The 16,360-nt window shown below is 72.4% G+C and carries 11 protein-coding genes and 1 pseudogene; 8 read left to right on the forward strand and 4 right to left on the reverse strand.

Going from position 1 to position 16,360, the window contains the following annotated elements:
• Positions 1-63 precede the first annotated feature (63 nt).
• Entirely contained in the window at positions 64-2,754 is a 2,691-nt protein-coding gene (gene aceE, locus ACFPP6_RS09620; protein ID WP_382039094.1) for a pyruvate dehydrogenase (acetyl-transferring), homodimeric type, read from the reverse strand.
• A 362-nt stretch (positions 2,755-3,116) separates the two neighbouring features.
• On the opposite strand from aceE, the gene ACFPP6_RS09625 reads away from it, so the two are divergent.
• From ACFPP6_RS09625 to ACFPP6_RS09635, 3 genes and pseudogenes are all read left to right on the forward strand, one after another.
• On the forward strand, positions 3,117-3,524 hold the full coding sequence (locus tag ACFPP6_RS09625) for a hypothetical protein (RefSeq protein WP_382039096.1): 408 nt from the start codon (positions 3,117-3,119) through the stop codon (positions 3,522-3,524).
• A 43-nt stretch (positions 3,525-3,567) separates the two neighbouring features.
• Positions 3,568-3,710: pseudogene (locus tag ACFPP6_RS09630) on the forward strand (sulfotransferase domain-containing protein); the annotation flags it as partial.
• Positions 3,711-3,872, forward strand: a complete 162-nt coding sequence (locus tag ACFPP6_RS09635; protein ID WP_382039098.1) for a sulfotransferase domain-containing protein — start codon at positions 3,711-3,713, stop codon at positions 3,870-3,872. It abuts the pseudogene before it with no gap.
• A gap of 35 nt (positions 3,873-3,907) precedes the next feature.
• Here ACFPP6_RS09635 and ACFPP6_RS09640 read toward each other — a convergent pair whose 3' ends face one another.
• The 3 genes from ACFPP6_RS09640 to tsaD all read right to left on the reverse strand — a co-directional run bounded on the left by ACFPP6_RS09640 (position 3,908) and on the right by tsaD (position 8,691).
• On the reverse strand, positions 3,908-4,753 hold the full coding sequence (locus ACFPP6_RS09640; protein ID WP_382039099.1) for a dienelactone hydrolase family protein: 846 nt from the start codon (positions 4,751-4,753) through the stop codon (positions 3,908-3,910).
• A 116-nt stretch (positions 4,754-4,869) separates the two neighbouring features.
• Positions 4,870-7,515 (reverse strand): alanine--tRNA ligase, encoded by a 2,646-nt coding sequence (gene alaS / locus ACFPP6_RS09645; protein ID WP_382039101.1) that lies wholly within the window; start codon positions 7,513-7,515, stop codon positions 4,870-4,872.
• 105 nt (positions 7,516-7,620) lie between these two features.
• A complete protein-coding gene (gene tsaD, locus ACFPP6_RS09650; protein WP_382039103.1) occupies positions 7,621-8,691 on the reverse strand; it encodes a tRNA (adenosine(37)-N6)-threonylcarbamoyltransferase complex transferase subunit TsaD in 1,071 nt (356 codons plus the stop codon).
• Between the two features lie 183 nt (positions 8,692-8,874).
• Between tsaD and ACFPP6_RS09655 the strand changes: the two genes are divergently transcribed.
• The 5 genes from ACFPP6_RS09655 (at position 8,875) to ACFPP6_RS09675 (ending at position 16,313) form a co-directional block, all read left to right on the forward strand.
• A complete protein-coding gene (locus tag ACFPP6_RS09655) occupies positions 8,875-9,426 on the forward strand; it encodes a nucleoside-triphosphatase (RefSeq protein ID WP_382039104.1) in 552 nt (183 codons plus the stop codon).
• A gap of 151 nt (positions 9,427-9,577) precedes the next feature.
• Positions 9,578-11,689, forward strand: a complete 2,112-nt coding sequence (locus tag ACFPP6_RS09660) for a DUF4139 domain-containing protein (protein ID WP_382039106.1) — start codon at positions 9,578-9,580, stop codon at positions 11,687-11,689.
• Between the two features lie 7 nt (positions 11,690-11,696).
• Positions 11,697-13,280 carry a mucoidy inhibitor MuiA family protein gene (locus ACFPP6_RS09665; protein WP_382039107.1) on the forward strand — a complete coding sequence of 528 codons (1,584 nt, stop codon included), beginning with the start codon at positions 11,697-11,699 and terminating at the stop codon, positions 13,278-13,280.
• 187 nt (positions 13,281-13,467) lie between these two features.
• Complete coding sequence (gene katG / locus ACFPP6_RS09670; protein ID WP_382039109.1) at positions 13,468-15,657, forward strand: catalase/peroxidase HPI; 2,190 nt, start codon at positions 13,468-13,470, stop codon at positions 15,655-15,657.
• Positions 15,658-15,812: 155 nt separating this feature from the next.
• A complete protein-coding gene (locus tag ACFPP6_RS09675; protein ID WP_382039111.1) occupies positions 15,813-16,313 on the forward strand; it encodes a peptidylprolyl isomerase in 501 nt (166 codons plus the stop codon).
• Positions 16,314-16,360 lie beyond the last annotated feature (47 nt).

Genomic DNA, 16,360 nt, shown 5'->3' on the forward strand with positions numbered 1-16,360 from the left:
GCTGCTCACACGTGAAGGCCCGGCATCCGCCGGGCCTTCACCGCCTCCTGTGCGAGGGTGGGATCAGCCCTCCAGGCCGTACCGCCGTGCGGCCTCGCGCACCGCCTCCGGCTTGATCTCGCCCCGCCGGGCCAGCGCGGCGAGCGCCGCCACCGTCACCGACTCGGCGTCGACGCCGAAGTGGCGCCGCACCGCCTCCCGCGTGTCGGAGAGGCCGAAGCCGTCCGTGCCGATGGACGTCCAGTCCTGCTCGACCCAGGGGGCGATCTGGTCGGGGACCGCCCGCATCCAGTCGCTGACGGCGACGACCGGCCCCGGCGCACCGTGCAGCGCCTGGGTCACGTACGGGATCCGGTCCTCGCCCTTGAGCCGCGCCGCGTCACAGGACAGGGCGTCGCGGCGCAGCTCGGTCCAGGAGGGCGCGGACCACACGTCGGCTGCCACGCCCCAGTCGCCGGCCAGCAGTCGCTGGGCGTCCAGGGCCCAGTGGACGGCCGTGCCGGAGGACAGCAGCTGGAGGCGCGGGGCCCCGTCCGGGGCGCCAGCGGCCTCCTGGAAGCGGTAGAGGCCCTTGAGGATGCCTTCCTCCGCGCCCTCGGGCATGGGCGGCTGGACCTTGGTCTCGTTGTAGACGGTGAGGTAGTAGAAGACGTCCTCGGCGTCGGGGCCGTACATCCGCCGCAGGCCGTCGCGGACGATGACCGCGATCTCGTACGCGAACGCCGGGTCGTAGGAGACCGCCGCCGGGTTGGTGGAGGCGATCAGGTGCGAGTGGCCGTCGGCGTGCTGGAGGCCCTCGCCCGTCATGGTGGTGCGGCCCGCGGTGGCCCCGATGACGAAGCCCCGGCCCAGCTGGTCGGCCAGCGCCCAGAACTGATCTGCCGTCCGCTGCCAGCCGAACATGGAATAGAAGATGTAGAACGGGATCATCGGCTCGCCGTGCGTGGCGTACGACGTGGCGGCCGCCGTGAAGTCGGCCAGCGAGCCCGCCTCGGTGATGCCCTCGTTGAGGATCTGACCGTCCTTGGCCTCCTTGTAGTACAGGAGCTGGTCGCGGTCGACGGGGTCGTAGGTCTGGCCGGCCGGGGAGTACAGGCCGGCCGAGGGGAAGAGCGACTCCATGCCGAAGGTGCGGGCCTCGTCGGGGACGATCGGCACCCAGCGCCGGCCGGTCTCCTCGTCCCGCATCAGCTCCTTGACCAGCCGGACGAACGCCATGGTCGTGGCGATCTCCTGGCGGCCCGATCCCTTGTGCAGGGCCTCGAAGGGCTTGGCGGGCGGCTCCGGCAGCGGCTTGGCGACGACCTTGCGGGCCGGGGCCGGTCCGCCGAGCGCCGCGCGGCGCTCGTGCAGGTACCGCACCTCCGGGGAGTTCTCGCCGGGGTGGGCGTACGGGATCGTCCCGCCGTCCAGGGCGCTGTCGGGGATGGGGAGGTCGAGCAGGTCCCGCATGGCACGGAACTCCTTCCCCGTGAGCTTCTTCATCTGGTGGTTGGCGTTGCGCGACTCGAAGCCCGGGCCGAGCGTGTAGCCCTTGACGGTCTGCACGAGGACGACGGTCGGCGCGCCCCGGTGCTCGACGGCGGCCCGGTAGGCGGCGTGGACCTTGCGCGGCTCGTGGCCGGCGCGGGAGGCCCGGAAGAGCTCCAGGAGCCGTGCGTCGGCGAGGCCCGCGCCGATGGTGTGCAGCGGGGAGCCGGGGCCGCCGGCACCGAAGAAGTGCTCGCGGAGGTAGGACGGGTCCGCGGTGGCGTACGTCTGGAACTGCGCGTCCGGCACCTCGCGCAGCCGGCGCACCAGCACGCCCTCGGTGTCCTGCGCGAAGAGCTCGTCCCAGGCGGTGCCCCACAGCGACTTGACGACGTTCCAGCCGGCGGCGCGGAACTGGGCCTCCAGCTCCTGCACGATCTTGAAGTTGGGGCGGACCGGTCCGTCCAGGCGCTGGAGGTTGCAGTTGACGACGAAGGTCAGGTTGTCCAGCCGCTCCCGGCCCGCGAGGGCGAGGGCGGCGGTCGACTCCGGTTCGTCCATCTCGCCGTCGCCGAGGAAGGCCCACACGCGCGACTGCGAGGTGTCCTTGATGCCGCGGTGCTCCAGATAGCGGTTGAACCGTGCCTGGTAGATCGCGGAGAGTGGGCCCAGGCCCATGGAGACGGTGGGGAACTCCCACAGCCAGGGCAGCCGGCGCGGGTGCGGGTAGGAGGGCAGCCCGCCGCCCCCGGCCTCCTGGCGGAAGCGGTCCAGCTGCCCCTCCGTCAGGCGGCCTTCCAGGAAGGCGCGCGCGTAGATGCCCGGGGAAGCGTGGCCCTGGATGTAGAGCTGGTCGCCGGACCCTCCCCCGGCTACCGCCGGGGACGCCCCCAGGCTTCCTTTGCCGCGGAAGAAGTGCTGGAAGCCCGTCTCGTAGAGCCAGGCCGCCGAGGCAAACGTCGCCATGTGGCCGCCCAGGCCCGCGCGCTGGTTGCCACGGGTGACCATGGCGGCCGCGTTCCAGCGGTTCCAGGCGGTGATCCGGGCCTCCAGCTCCTCGTCGCCCGGGTAGTCGGGCTCGGCGGAGGTCGGAATGGTGTTGAGGTAAGGGGTCTCCAGGAACGGAGGGAGACCCAGCCCGGACCGCTCGGCGTGTTCGAGCGTACGGCGCAGCAGGTACGCCGCCCGGTCGGCTCCCCCGAACCGGGCGGCGGAGTCCAGGGACTCGCACCACTCGGCGACCTCCGACGGGTCCTTGTCGGGCAGTTGGTCAAGCTGGGACACGGGTGAACCTCTTTCGCGATCCCGGGGTGGGGGACAGGGGTGCCGCGTCCGGCCGCGGCGGGCCGGCGTTGGTGACGCGCGGCCGGGCATGCGGGTGGGCCGGCCGCCGGGGCCCGGCACGTGGGCCCGCGAGAACCGCGGATTCCGCGTGGCGAAACCTTGTTTCCGTCAGACCACGCTAGGAGCGGGAAGTTGATGCAGTCAACACTTACCGCCCAGTAATGATCGATGATCGATCAAAACTGCGACAGTGTGCGGGCTTTCTCCCATTCGAGTGAACGGCGCAGAGGTCCGGAACCGGGCCGCCGGGCGGCTCCTACGCTGGCGCCACAACGTCATGTGTCCCAGGGGGAGGACCGATCATGCTCGGCAGGACCCTGTTCGCCCTCACGGCTCTCACCACCGCGCTGATCATTCCGTCCGCAGCCCCGGACGCCGACGCAGCGGTGCTCGCCACCACGTCGCTGACCAACGCCTCCAGCGGACGGACCCTCAGCCTCCGCACCGGCGATCGGATCAGCATCCGCCTCCGCCCCGTCCAGGGCAACGGCGAGAAGTGGACGTGGAGCACGCCGGTGGTCTCCTCGGCCGACGTCCTCAACCGGACGGGCAGGCATGAAGAACCGGACGGGGGCGCCGCCGCCGACATCCGTGTCGACGGGGCCGGTCAGAGCGACATCACCGCCCAGCGCACGTGCACGGCCACCCGCCCGCAGCACCGGTGCCGGCACGCCGCCTTCCAGTGGCGGGTGACCGTCAACGCCCACTGACGGTGAACGACAGCCCCGCCCGCCCCCGAGCGACGGGACAGGCATGGACCGCTCGCCGCGCCGACGCACGTATCGCACACCGGTGTCCGACAGCACCCGATGGGACCGTTTCCGGCCGCGCCCGGACGACATCATCATCACCAGTCCGCCGAAGTGCGGCACGACATGGATGCAGCGCATCACCGCATGTCTGGTCTTCGGGCACACCGGGCTGTCCACATGCTGTCCTGGTGGGAACTGCGGCACGAATCCGGCGTGTTCCTGCTCCACTACCAGAACCTGCTGGACGACCTGGAGGGCCAGATGCGGCACGTGGCCGCGTGCCGTGGCTCTTCCACCGCGGCGTGAGCGGGCAGTGGCGGGAGACCGTTGGGCCGTGCCGCTCAACCCGCTGCCGTCCCGGAGTCTCCAGGCGGGCTCAAACGCTCGGTCAGGAAGGCGAGGATCTCGTCCCTGGCCTGCAGCGTGGGGTGTCCGTCCTCGTCGACGAGGTGGGCGGTGACGACGCTGTGCGGGGTCCCGACCACGTCGCGGAAGAACGGGGGCGGCTCGGTGTTGGCGGAGCTTCCGGGAAGGACGCGGCCGTCGAAGGCGTCACCGAGGAGCGCCCGGTAGGCGGCGAAGCGCCGGCCGGTGCACCAGCGGTCGTCGTCGAAGCGGTAGGCGAGAACCTTCAGTCCGTCGCGCGCGATGCGGTCCCGGACCGCACGCGCGTCCTCGTCGCTGATCTCCAGCCCCGCGGGGTCGTCGAACGGCAGTGACGGGTGGTTGACCACCGGTGCGATGACGGCCGGTTCCATCGCCATCGTGAGGGCGAAGTTGCCGGTGAAACACAGTCCGATCACGCCGACTCCCGGACCGCCGCATTCGGCGTGGGCTCGGCGCGCCAGCCCGCGCAGCCAAGCGGTGACGGGGCTGGTGCCGCCCCCGGCGAACGCGCGGAACTCGGCACTGACGCACGCGCGACGGGCGATCTTCTCACCGGCCTCGGCCGTGGGATAGGCGCCGTCGACCCCGAAGAGGGAGGGGACGTGGACGGTGAAGCCCGTATCCCGCACCCACCGTGCCAGCCGGAGGACGTCGGGGCTGATGCCGGGCATCTCCGGCATCAGCACGACGGCAGGCCCGGAGCCCGCGACGTAGACCGTCTTCACCACCCCGTCCACATCGACCAGCCGGCGGGAGAAGTCCGTGATCGCGTCGTCAAGACGTCCATCGGCAGCACTCATAGCTGACAAGAGTGGACTGACGCCCCGTGCAAGGTGAGGCGCCAAGTCGCCACGCACAGACGAAATCTCGCCAAGAAGGGCTCTCGATCGCTCCCTTCAGCTCGGCGGCCGGCGGGTCAGCGGCCGCCGACGAGGCGGGGAAGCTCCGCCAGGACGTCGTTCACACGCTCGGCGGGGATGCCGCCGCCCTGGGCGATCTCCTGCGAGCCTCCGCCCCGGCCGCCCAGGAGCTGCTTGACCAGCGCGGCGGCGTTCAGCCCGGCTTCCCGGGCCGGGGCCGTGAGGGCCAGGACCAGTCCGCCGGACGCAGTGGCGACGGCGGCCGCGCCGGGCCGGCCCTGCGGGAGGCGGTCGCGGACGGCGAGGGCCAGGGCGCGGGCCTCGTCCGTTGTGCCGTCGACGGTGGTGGTGACGACGAGCGTGCCGTCCGCCTCCACGGCCCGGCCGGCCAGTTCGGCGGCCTGAGCCGCGGTGGCCCGTGCCTTGAGGCGGGCGTTCTCCCGGTCCGCGGCCTTGAGCCGGTCCAGGAGGCCGGCGATCTTCTCGGGGAGTTCGGCGCGGGGCGCGTTCAGCTGCTCGGCGATGCGGGAGACCAGGTCGCGTTCCCGGGCGAGGTGGCCGAAGCCCTCGACGCCGACCGCGGCCTCCAGGCGGCGCATGCCGGCGCCGACCGAGGACTCCGCGGTCAGGGCGACCGTGCCGACCTGGGAGGCGTGGTCGACGTGAGTGCCACCGCAGAGTTCCCGGGACCAGGCCCCGCCGATCTCGACGACCCGGACCTGCTCCCCGTACGTCTCGTCGAACAGGGCGAGCGCGCCGAGCTCCTTGGCCTCGGCGAGGGTCATCCAGCGCACGCCGACCGGCAGGTCGCGGCGCAGGGCGCGGTTGGCGGCCTCCTCGATCTCGCTGCGGACCGTCTGCGAGAGGCCGCCGCGCCAGGGGAAGTCCAGGCGCAGGTAGCCGGGCCGGTTGTACGAGCCGGACTGCAGGGCGGTGGGGCCGAGGATCTCGCGGAGCGCGGCGTGCAGGACGTGGGTGCCGGAGTGGGCCTGCCGGGCGCCGAGGCGCCACTCGGGGTCGACGGCCGCGACGACCGGGTCGCCGGCGGCGAGCTCTCCGGCGGTGACGCGCACCTGGTGCACGACCAGTCCGGGCAGCGGACGCTGGACGTCCAGGACGTCGGCCTCGGCCGAACTGCCGGAGATGCGGCCGGCGTCACTGTCCTGGCCTCCGGACTCGGCGTAGAACGGGGAGCGGTCCAGGACGATCGAGACGATCTCGCCCTCGCGGGCGACCGGCACCGGGCCGTTCGCGCCGAGGACGGCGAGCACCTTCGACTCGGTGGTCAGGGCCTCCCAGGCACGCCAATCGGTGGGGCCGTGGGTGTCCAGTACGGTGCGCAGCGCGCCGGTGTCGGTGGCGCCGCCGGACTTGCGGGCCCGGGCGTCGGCGCGGGCCCGTTCGCGCTGCTCGTTCATCAGCGCGGTGAAGCCCTCCCGGTCGACCTCGACGCCCTGTTCGGCGGCCATCTCCAGGGTGAGGTCGATCGGGAACCCGTAGGTGTCGTGCAGCAGGAAGGCCTGCTTGCCGGGCAGCGAGCGGCCGCCGTCCGCCTTGACCCCGGCGACGGCGGTGTCGAGCACGGTGGTGCCCTGCTTGAGGGTGGCGCGGAAGGCGTCCTCCTCGCCGTACGCCTGGTCCGCGATCCGGGCGAAGGCCTCCATGACCTCGGGGTAGCTGGGGGCCATGCAGTCGCGGGCCACGGTCATCAGCTCGGGCAGGGCCGGGTCGTGGAAGCCGAGCTGGCGCATGGAGCGGACCGAGCGGCGCAGGATGCGGCGCAGCACGTAGCCGCGGCCCTCGTTGCCGGGGGCGGTGCCGTCGGCGAGCAGCATCAGGGCGGTGCGTACGTGGTCGGCGACCACCCGCAGGCGGACGTCGGCCTGCGCGTCGGCGCCGTAGCGGACCCCGGCGAGTTCGGCGGCGCGGTCGAGGACCGGGCGGGTCTCGTCGATCTCGTACAGGTTGTCCCTGCCCTGGAGGAGGGTGGCCATCCGCTCCAGGCCCATGCCGGTGTCGATGTTGCGGCGCGGCAGTTCGCCGAGGATCGGGTAGCCGGACTTGCCGGCGCCCTCGCCGCGCTCGTACTGCATGAAGACCAGGTTCCAGAACTCCATGTAGCGGTCCTCGTCGACCGCCGGGCCGCCCTCGCGGCCGAGCGCCGGGCCGCGGTCGTAGTACAGCTCGGAGCAGGGCCCGCACGGGCCGGGGACGCCCATGGACCAGAAGTTGTCCTCGTCGCCGCGGGCCACGATCCGCTCGTCGGGCAGTCCGGCGACCTCGCGCCAGATGCCGCGGGCGTCGGTGTCGGAGTGGTGGACGGTGACCCAGATGCGGTCGGGGTCGAGGCCGTAGCCGCCTTCGGTCTGCGCCTTCGTCGACAGCTCCCAGGCGAAGCCGATGGCCTCCTCCTTGAAGTAGTCCCCGAAGGAGAAGTTGCCGTTCATCTGGAAGAAGGAACCGTGCCGGGTGGTCTTGCCGACCTCCTCGATGTCGAGGGTGCGGATGCACTTCTGCACGCTCGTGGCGCGCGGCCAGGGCGCGGCCTGCTCGCCGGTCAGGTAGGGCTTGAAGGGGACCATGCCGGCGTTGACGAACAGCAGGGTCGGGTCCGGCGTCGGCAGCGGCGCGCTGGGGACGGTGGTGTGGCCGCGTTCGGCGAAGAAGTCCAGGAATCTGCGGCGGATGTCGGCGGTACGCAAGGTGTGCTGCTCCGTTGCTCGGATCTCAGGCTCGGGTCGCGGATGGGTCGGGGGACGGCTGTGCGGGCCGGCGGGCGGGGCCCGGGCGCCTTGGGCCGGGAGGGATCAGGCTGCTCGGACGACCGGGCGGGCGAGCGGGGGCAGGGCCGCGTACTCGAGCGGTGCCGACGGGTCGATGGACACGTCGAGGGGCGCCGGTTCGGCGCCGGAGCGGACGAGGAGGTCACCGACGGCGGCGATCATCGCGCCGTTGTCGGTGCACAGGGTCATGGGCGGGACGCGCAGTTCGATCCCGGCCGAGGCGCAGCGCTTCTCCGCCAGGGCGCGGACCCGGGAGTTGGCGGCCACTCCCCCGACGACGATCAGCGTCCTGACGTCGTAGGCGCGGCAGGCGGCGAGCGCCTTGCGGGTCAGCACGTCGGCCACGGCCTCCTGAAGGGCGGCGGCCCCGTCGGCGACCGGGACCTCCTCGCCGCGCAGCCGGTGGCCCTCGACCCAGCGGGCCGCGGCCGTCTTGAGGCCGGAGAAGGAGAACGCGTACGGGTCGTCGCCGGGCCGGGTCAGCGGGCGGGGGAAGGCCACGGCCCGCCGGTCGCCCTCGCGTGCCGCCCGGTCGATGGCGGGTCCGCCCGGGTACGGCAGTCCCAGGATGCGGGCCACCTTGTCGAAGCACTCCCCCGCCGCATCGTCCAGGGTGTCGCCCAGGTGCAGGATCGGCTCGCGGACCAGGTCCCGTACGAGCAGCAGGGAGGTGTGGCCGCCGGAGACGATCAGCACCACGCACGGTTCGGGCAGCGGGCCGTGTTCGAGGGTGTCGGCGGCGACGTGCCCGGCCAGGTGGTGGACGCCGTACAGCGGAACCCCTGCCGCGTAGGCGAGGGTCTTGGCGCCGGACAGGCCCACCTGGAGCGCGCCGGACAGACCGGGGCCGGTGGTGACGGCGACCGCGTCGATCTGACTCAACCGCATCCCGGCCTGGTCCAGGGCCTGGCGCACGACCGGGTTGAAGGAGTGCAGGTGCGCCCGGGCGGCTATCTCGGGCACCACCCCGCCGAACCGCGCGTGCTCGTCCATGCTCGACGCCACCACGTGCGCGAGCAGTTTCCCGTCCCGCACGATGCCCGCGCCCGTCTCGTCGCACGACGACTCGATACCCAGCACCACCGGTGCACCCACAGCACGTCTCCCTCTGCCTCTAGCTCGCAACTGCAATATATGTGCAATAAGGGGAGAGGTGGTTACGGCCCCTGTCCCACCGGGGGCCGTGCCCCGCGGCCGGTGACGAACCGGGGCCGCGCTCGCCGGAGCGCCGCCCCGCTTCTGCGGCCTCGCCCGCGCGAGGATCGCGGGGACGACGCCATGCACGCACCCTCGGAGGACGCGATGCCGACCAGGATCCTGCTCGAAGGACGGCCGGGCGTGGGCAAGACGACCGCCGTCCGGCGCCTGGCCTCCCTGCTGCACACCCGTACGCCCGTCGGTTTCACGACGGAGGAGATCCGGGAGGGCACCGCCCGAGTGGGATTCGCGCTGGAGACGCTGGACGGCAGGCGGGCGGTACTCGCCCACGTCACCTTCCCCGGGCCGCCGCGCATCGGCCGGTACGGCGTCGATCTGCGCGTCATGGACGAACTGGCCCTGTCGGCCCTCGCCCCGCTGTCAGCGGACCCGGCGCCGGGGCATCTCGCGCTCATCGACGAGCTGGGCGGGATGGAGCTGTCCAGCTCCGCGTTCCGGGAGGCTGTCGAGGAACTGCTCACGGCCGACATCGACGTCGTCGCCACCGTGCACGCGCGCCACGACCCGTTCACCGACGCCCTCAAGCAGCACGCCGGCATCGAAGTGGTCCACGTGACCGCGCGGAACCGGGATGCGCTGCCCGGGGAACTGGCGGCACGGCTGGAGACGTAGAGAGGTCCCCGCCCCGGGCGAACTCGCGGACTTCGCCGGGGTGCTCATGCCCCGTCCGTACGACGGGTCACCGGCATCGGGACCGGCTCGGATGCGCGGACCGCTCGGGCGTAGGCTTCGCCCAACACGGACGCGGTGGGGGGCGCAGCACATGACGGCTGAGACGGCACAGAGGTGGGGATCGACCCTCGATTCGGTCGTCGTGTACGCGCAGGGCGCGGTCTGCCGCCGCCTGGCCCGGGGCAGCGTGCCGCCGGACGGCCGGGTGCGGGTGACGGGGCTGCCCCGCTCGCTCGACCCCGGCTCGCTGCGGGCCCGGGTCCTGGGCTCCCCGGGCGTGCGTGTCACCGAGGCCCGGGTGGAGGTCGAGGCCGAGCCGCTCGGCACCGGCACGCCCGACGGGTTGCGGCGCGAGGTCGAGCGGCTGCACGACGAGTGCGCGGCCGCGCAGGGCCGCCGGGACCGGCAACTGAGCCTGATCGAGGAGGTCAGGGCTCTGCGCCCGGTCCCACCGGCCCGCAAGCGCGAGGAGTCGCACCGCCGCACCCCCGTCGACGCGTGGCTGGAGCTCGCCGACTTCACCGAGGAGCGGCTGACGGGGCTGCACGCCCGCCTCGTCGAGCTGGAGGAGGCGCTGCGCCGCGTCGAGCACGAACTCACCCTCGCCACGGACAGGCTCGACCGCGCCTCGACCGACGCACCGTCAGCGCACGTGGAGACCATGGTCTCCGCGGTCCTTACGCTCGACGGCACCGCCGGCAGCACTGCTGACGCGGAGACGGAGCCGGATCTGGAGCTGGAGCTGGAGTACGGGGTGCCGGGCGCCGTCTGGGTGCCTGCCTACCGCCTCGCCTACCGTCAGGGCGACGGCACCGGCGATCTGGTGCTGCGCGCCTCGGTGGCGCAGCGCACCGGCGAGGACTGGACCGGCGTGCGCATCGCCCTGGCCACCGCTGACCTGCGGCGCCGCACCGACCTGCCGAGGCTCCGCTCGATCCGGATCGGACGCCGTCAGTCCGTCCCCGCGCCTTCGGGCTGGCGCGAGCCCCCGGCGGGGCTCGCCGACCTGTTCGCCGGGTACGAGGCGGCCGGCTCTCGTCCTGAGACGGCCGGCGCCGTGTGGGCCGGTTCGGCGCCCGGTGGTGCCGCGGGCGGCTCCGCGCCCGGTCCCGTTCCGCCACCGCCGGCGGTAATGCCGGCAGCGGCACCGCAGGGCTACGGCGCACCGCCCCCGGCGCCCAGCGGCGCAGGCGGCCACTTCGCGCAGGACTTCGAGGGCGAGATGCCCGAGTGGTCGCGGCCTGCCCGCTCCCGGTCGGGGGCCGGATCGCATCCCGGCGGCGGCCCCTTCGCCGGGGCCCCCGCCCCCATGGCGCCTGCGGCTCCCGGCCGGGCTGCGCCGCCGCCACCGCCTCCGGCGCCCGGTCCGCCGCAGCCGAGCGGCGCCGAGCTCGACTACGCCGCCCTCGTCCTGTGCGGCCCCGACGAGCAGGGCGACCGCCGGGGCAGGCTGTTTCCCGACGCTCCCTTCGACGCGGTGGCGGCCGAGTACCGCCGCCGCGCCGAATCGGTGGCCGCGCTGCCGCTGCCCGGGCACGCCGTGCGTCCCCGCGAGTCGGCGGGCTCCTTCGACCACCGCTTCGATGCCACCGCCCGCGCCGACGTTCCGTCGGACGGCACCTGGCACACCATCACCGTCGCCGGGATCCCGGTCGGTCTGCGCACCGAGTACCTCTGTGTGCCGTCCGTGGAGCAGACCGTGTACGGCACGCTGGTGCTCTCCAACGCCACCGGCCAGGCGCTGCTCGCCGGGCCGGTGGAGGTCACCGTCGACGACGAGTTCCTGCTGACCGCCGCACTGCCCACGCTCGCCCCCGGTGGTGTCCGCCGGGTGGGGCTCGGGCCGGCCGAGGGCATCCGGGTCACCCGCCGTACGAACCTGCACGAGTCGACCTCGGGCCTGCGCAACAACACCACCGTGCTCGACCACCGCGTCCACGTGGAGCTGGCCAACCGGCTCGCGAGGCCCGTCACCGTCGAGGTCCGCGAGCGGGTGCCGGTCACCTCCGAACCGGACGTCCGCATCGAGGAGCGGGCCGGCTGGACCACGCCCGAGCCCGGCACGGGACCCGAACACCACGCCCCGGGCACCCGCGTCTGGCGGGTGGACCTGCCCGCCGGCGACACCGCCGCCCTCGACGGCCGTTACGAGATCCGCATCCCGGCCGGCAAGGCCCTGGTCGGCGGCAACCGCAGGAGCTGACACCACCATGTCCACGTCGCCGAACACATCCCCGAACACGTCCCCGGAGCCGATCGCCCTCCCCGTCACCGCCGTCACCTGCATGGAGGATCGCGCCCACATCGAGCGCACCGCCGTGCTCGACCTGGAGGCCGGGGTCCAGCGGCTGCGTCTCGGTCCGGTCAGTGCCCTGGCCGTCGACCGCACCCTCCATGCCGAGCTGACCGCCGATCACCCCGCGACCGTGCTGGACGTGCGGATCGTCCGCACCTGGACACCGCGCGACCCGCTGCCGTCCGCCGAAGACTCGGCCCTGCGCCGGCGTGTACACCTCCTCGAAGAGGAGCAGCTCGCCCTGGAGCAGCGACGCGATCGGCTGCGCGCCCGCCTCGACCTCCTCGGCCGCCTCGCCGCCGATGTGCTGCGGGAGATCGGCGAAGGCGCCGGCGCAGGGGAGACCGAAGCACCCCGCTGGGCCCGTGAACTGGACCGGGTGGACGGCGAGCGCGACTCGTACGGCGAGCAACTCCGCGCCGTTGAGGCCCGGCTGGCCGCCCTCGCCTCCGAACTCAGGGAGGTCCGGCGGGGCATGGAGCTCTCCGAGGAGGAGCCCGCCGAGCTGGTCGGTCACATCGAGCTGACCGTGGAGGCCGCGGCCGCCGGGCCGGTCTCGCTGCGCCTGAGCCACCTCACCGCTTGTGCGCTGTGGCGGCCCGCCTACCGGGCCGTGCTCGACGGGGACTCCCTGACGCTGGAGACCGACGCGATGGTCTGGCAGCGCACCGGCGAGGACTGGTCGGACGTAGGGCTGACGTTGTCGACGGCACGTTCGGCGCTGGCCACCGAGCCGCCGCGGCTGGGCGAGGACCGGCTGACGCTGAAGGACCGCTCCGCCGCGGAGCGCCGCACGGTCGACGTCGAGCTGCGCGAGGAGGAGATCGGAGACCTCGGCCCGGTCCCGGTGCTCGGCCTGCCCGGGGTGGACGACGGCGGCGAGACGCGGGTGCTGCGCTCCCCCGCCCCGGTCTCCGTGCCCGCGGACGGCCGCGCCCACCGGGTGCCGCTCTCCGTCTTCACCACGGCCGCGGGCAGCGAGTACGCCTGCTCACCCGAGCTGTCTCCGCTGGTCACCCAGGTGGTGCGGTTCGACAACCTGTCCGGCCACGTGCTGCTCGCCGGGCCCGTGGACCTGGTCCGCGGCAGTGGGTTCAGCGGCCGCGGCACGCTGGACTTCACCGCCCCCGGCGCCCCCGTCGAGCTCGCCTTCGGCAGCTGCGACGACCACCGGGTGGTCCGGGAGGCCGAGGAGTCCCGTGACTCCTCCGGAATCATGCAGCGGACCGTGGTCACCCGCACGGTCCGGTTGCACCTGTCGCGCTTCTCCGCCCCCGGGGAGCACGGCGAACGGGTGGTCGTCCTGCGGGAGCGGATCCCGGTCTCCGAGGTCTCGGCGGTGGAGGTGCGCCTGCGCAAGGAAGCCTGCTCCCCGGCGCCCGCCGTGGTCGACGCCGAAGGCATCGCCCGCTGGGACGTCCCCCTCCCGCCCGGCGGCCGCCGCACGGTCACCCTGGTCTACGAGCTGTCGGCGAGTTCCAAAGTCGCCGGGCTCTGAGCCCGGCGGCCCGGTCCGCCGCACACACGCTGCCGGTAAGTGTTAACGCGGGGGCGCTCTGCGTGTTTTCGTGACGGTTCGGCCCGCGGTGCGCAACCATACGGATTCCGGCTCGGCATCAAAAGGCAACAACGCCAGGAGCGAGGAGCCGGCAAAGGGAAGCACCGAGGCAGGAAGAAGGACGGACGTGGCCGGCAGCGAAAGTGAGAACCCGGTAATCCCCTCCCCCACCCCGACGCCGTCCCACCCCCGGACGAACCGGGACTGGTGGCCGGACCAGCTGGACCTCCAGGTTCTCCACCAGCACTCGCCTCGGTCCAATCCGCTGGGCGCGGACTTCAGCTACGCGGAAGAGTTCGCGACCCTGGACGTGGACGCGCTGAAGCAGGACGTCTTCGCGGTGATGACGGCGTCACAGGACTGGTGGCCTGCCGACTACGGCCACTACGGGCCGCTCTTCATCCGGATGAGCTGGCACGCCGCGGGAACGTACCGCATCGCCGACGGCCGGGGCGGCGGCGGCTCCGGCGCCCAGCGCTTCGCCCCGCTCAACAGCTGGCCGGACAACGCGAGCCTCGACAAGGCGCGCCGTCTGCTCTGGCCGGTCAAGCAGAAGTACGGCCGGAAAATCTCCTGGGCCGATCTGCTGATCTTCGCCGGAAACTGCGCCATCGAATCGATGGGCCTCAAGACATTCGGTTTCGGCTTCGGGCGGGAGGACATCTGGGAACCCGAGGAAATCTTCTGGGGACCCGAGGACACCTGGCTCGGAGACGAGCGCTACCGCGGCGACAGAGAATTGACCGGTCCTTTCGGCGCCGTGCAGATGGGACTGATCTACGTCAATCCGGAGGGGCCCAACGGAAACCCCGATCCGATCGCTGCCGCCCGGGACATCCGCGAGACCTTCGGGCGCATGGCGATGAACGACGAGGAGACGGTCGCGCTCATCGTCGGCGGCCACACGTTCGGCAAATGTCACGGTGCCGTCGATCCCTCGTACATCGGCCCGGAGCCCGAGGCCTGCCCCATCGAGCAGCAGGGCCTCGGCTGGCGGAACACCTGCGGCAGCGGCAAGGGCGCCGACGCGCTCACCAGTGGGCTGGAGGGCGCATGGACCTCCGCGCCGACGACGTGGGACAACGGGTACCTGGACAACCTCTTCAGGTACGACTGGGAGCTGACGACGAGCCCGGCCGGTGCGAAGCAGTGGACCCCCACGGATCCCTCGGCCAAGGACACCGTGCCCGACGCTCACGATCCGTCGAAGAGGCACGCTCCCATGATGCTGACGACGGACCTCGCGCTGAAGCTGGATCCCGTCTACGCGCCGATCGCGAAGAGCTTCCACGAGAACCCGGACAAGCTGGCGGAAGCGTTCGCCAAGGCGTGGTACAAGCTGCTGCACCGCGACATGGGCCCCCTCCCCCGCTACCTCGGCCCGTGGATTCCCGAGCCGCAGCTGTGGCAGGACCCCGTCCCCGGCGTCGATCACCAGCTGATCGGGGACGAGGACAGCGCTGCGCTCAAGGGCAGTATCCTCGCCTCGGACCTGTCCGTCCCCCAGCTGGTCACCACCGCCTGGGCGTCGGCGGCGAGCTTCCGCGGCACCGACAAGCGCGGCGGGGCCAACGGGGCACGCATCCGGCTCGCGCCGCAGAAGGACTGGGAGGCCAATGCCGTCCCCGAGGTGGCCGAGGCCATCCGGACACTCGAGCAGATCCGGCAGGACTTCAACGGCTCACAGGTCGGCGGAACCAAGGTTTCCCTCGCCGACCTGATCGTCCTGGGCGGGTGCGCGGCCGTCGAGCAGGCCGCGAGGAACGCCGGGCACGACATCACGGTCCCGTTCGCACCGGGCCGCACGGACGCCTCGCAGGAGCAGACCGACGTCGAGTCGTTCTCCGTGCTCGAACCCAAGGCGGACGGGTTCCGCAACTACCTCCGGGCAGGAGAGAAGCTGTCGCCGGAGACCCTCCTGCTGGACCGCGCCAACCTGCTGACCCTGACCGCGCCCGAGATGACGGTTCTGGTCGGCGGCATGCGAGCCCTGAACGCCGGCCACGAGCGGTCTCCGCACGGCGTCCTCACCCACCGGCCGGAGACCTTGACCAACGACTTCTTCGTCAACCTGCTCGACATGGGTACGGAGTGGAAGGCGTCGACCTCTACCGAGAACGTATTCGAAGGCCGGGATCGCGCCACGGGCGAGGTCAGATGGACAGCCACCGCGGTCGACCTCGTCTTCGGCTCGCATTCCCAGCTCCGGGCCGTCTCGGAGGTCTACGCGTGCGAGGACGCGGGAGAGAAGTTCGCGCGTGACTTCGTGGCGGCGTGGGACAAGGTGATGAACCTCGACCGGTTCGACCTCGTCTGAACCCGGGGCACCGGCCGGCCGCTCACCGGCTGCCGACCGGCCCAAGACACCCCGGAGCCGGACACCGCCGCAGGCCGGGCCTCCCTGTGGCACACTCTTGATCACTTTTGAGCGAGCGCCCGCCAGGGCGTTCCGACTGACAGAGTGGGGAACTCATGACCAAGGTCCGGCTCAGCACCAACCATGGCGACATCGTGCTGGAACTCAACAGTGAGAAGGCTCCGAAGACCGTCCAGAACTTCCTGGAGTACGTCGACGCCGGCCACTACAACGGCACGATCTTTCACCGGGTGATCTCGAGCTTCATGATCCAGGGTGGCGGCTTCACCCCCGACATGCAGCAGAAGCCGGCCAACGCCCCGATCGAGAACGAGGCGAACAACGGCCTCCAGAACAACCGCGGCACCGTGGCCATGGCCCGTACGAACGACCCGCACTCGGCGAGCGCGCAGTTCTTCATCAACACCGTCGACAACGACTTCCTGAACCACAGCTCGCCGACGCCGCAGGGCTGGGGCTACGCGGTGTTCGGCAAGGTCGTCGAGGGTGCGGACGTCGTCGACGCGATCAGGGACGTACGGACGGCCAGCAAGGGGTTCCACCAGGACGTTCCGGTCGAGCCCGTGGTCATCGAGCGTGCGGAGCGCGTGGCCTGACCCTGAGCGGTCGTGGCGTCCGGTCCGGGCAACGAACGGCATGTGCC

The organism is Streptomyces aureoversilis (genome assembly GCF_042657885.1).
Classification (GTDB): domain Bacteria; phylum Actinomycetota; class Actinomycetes; order Streptomycetales; family Streptomycetaceae; genus Streptomyces; species Streptomyces aureoversilis.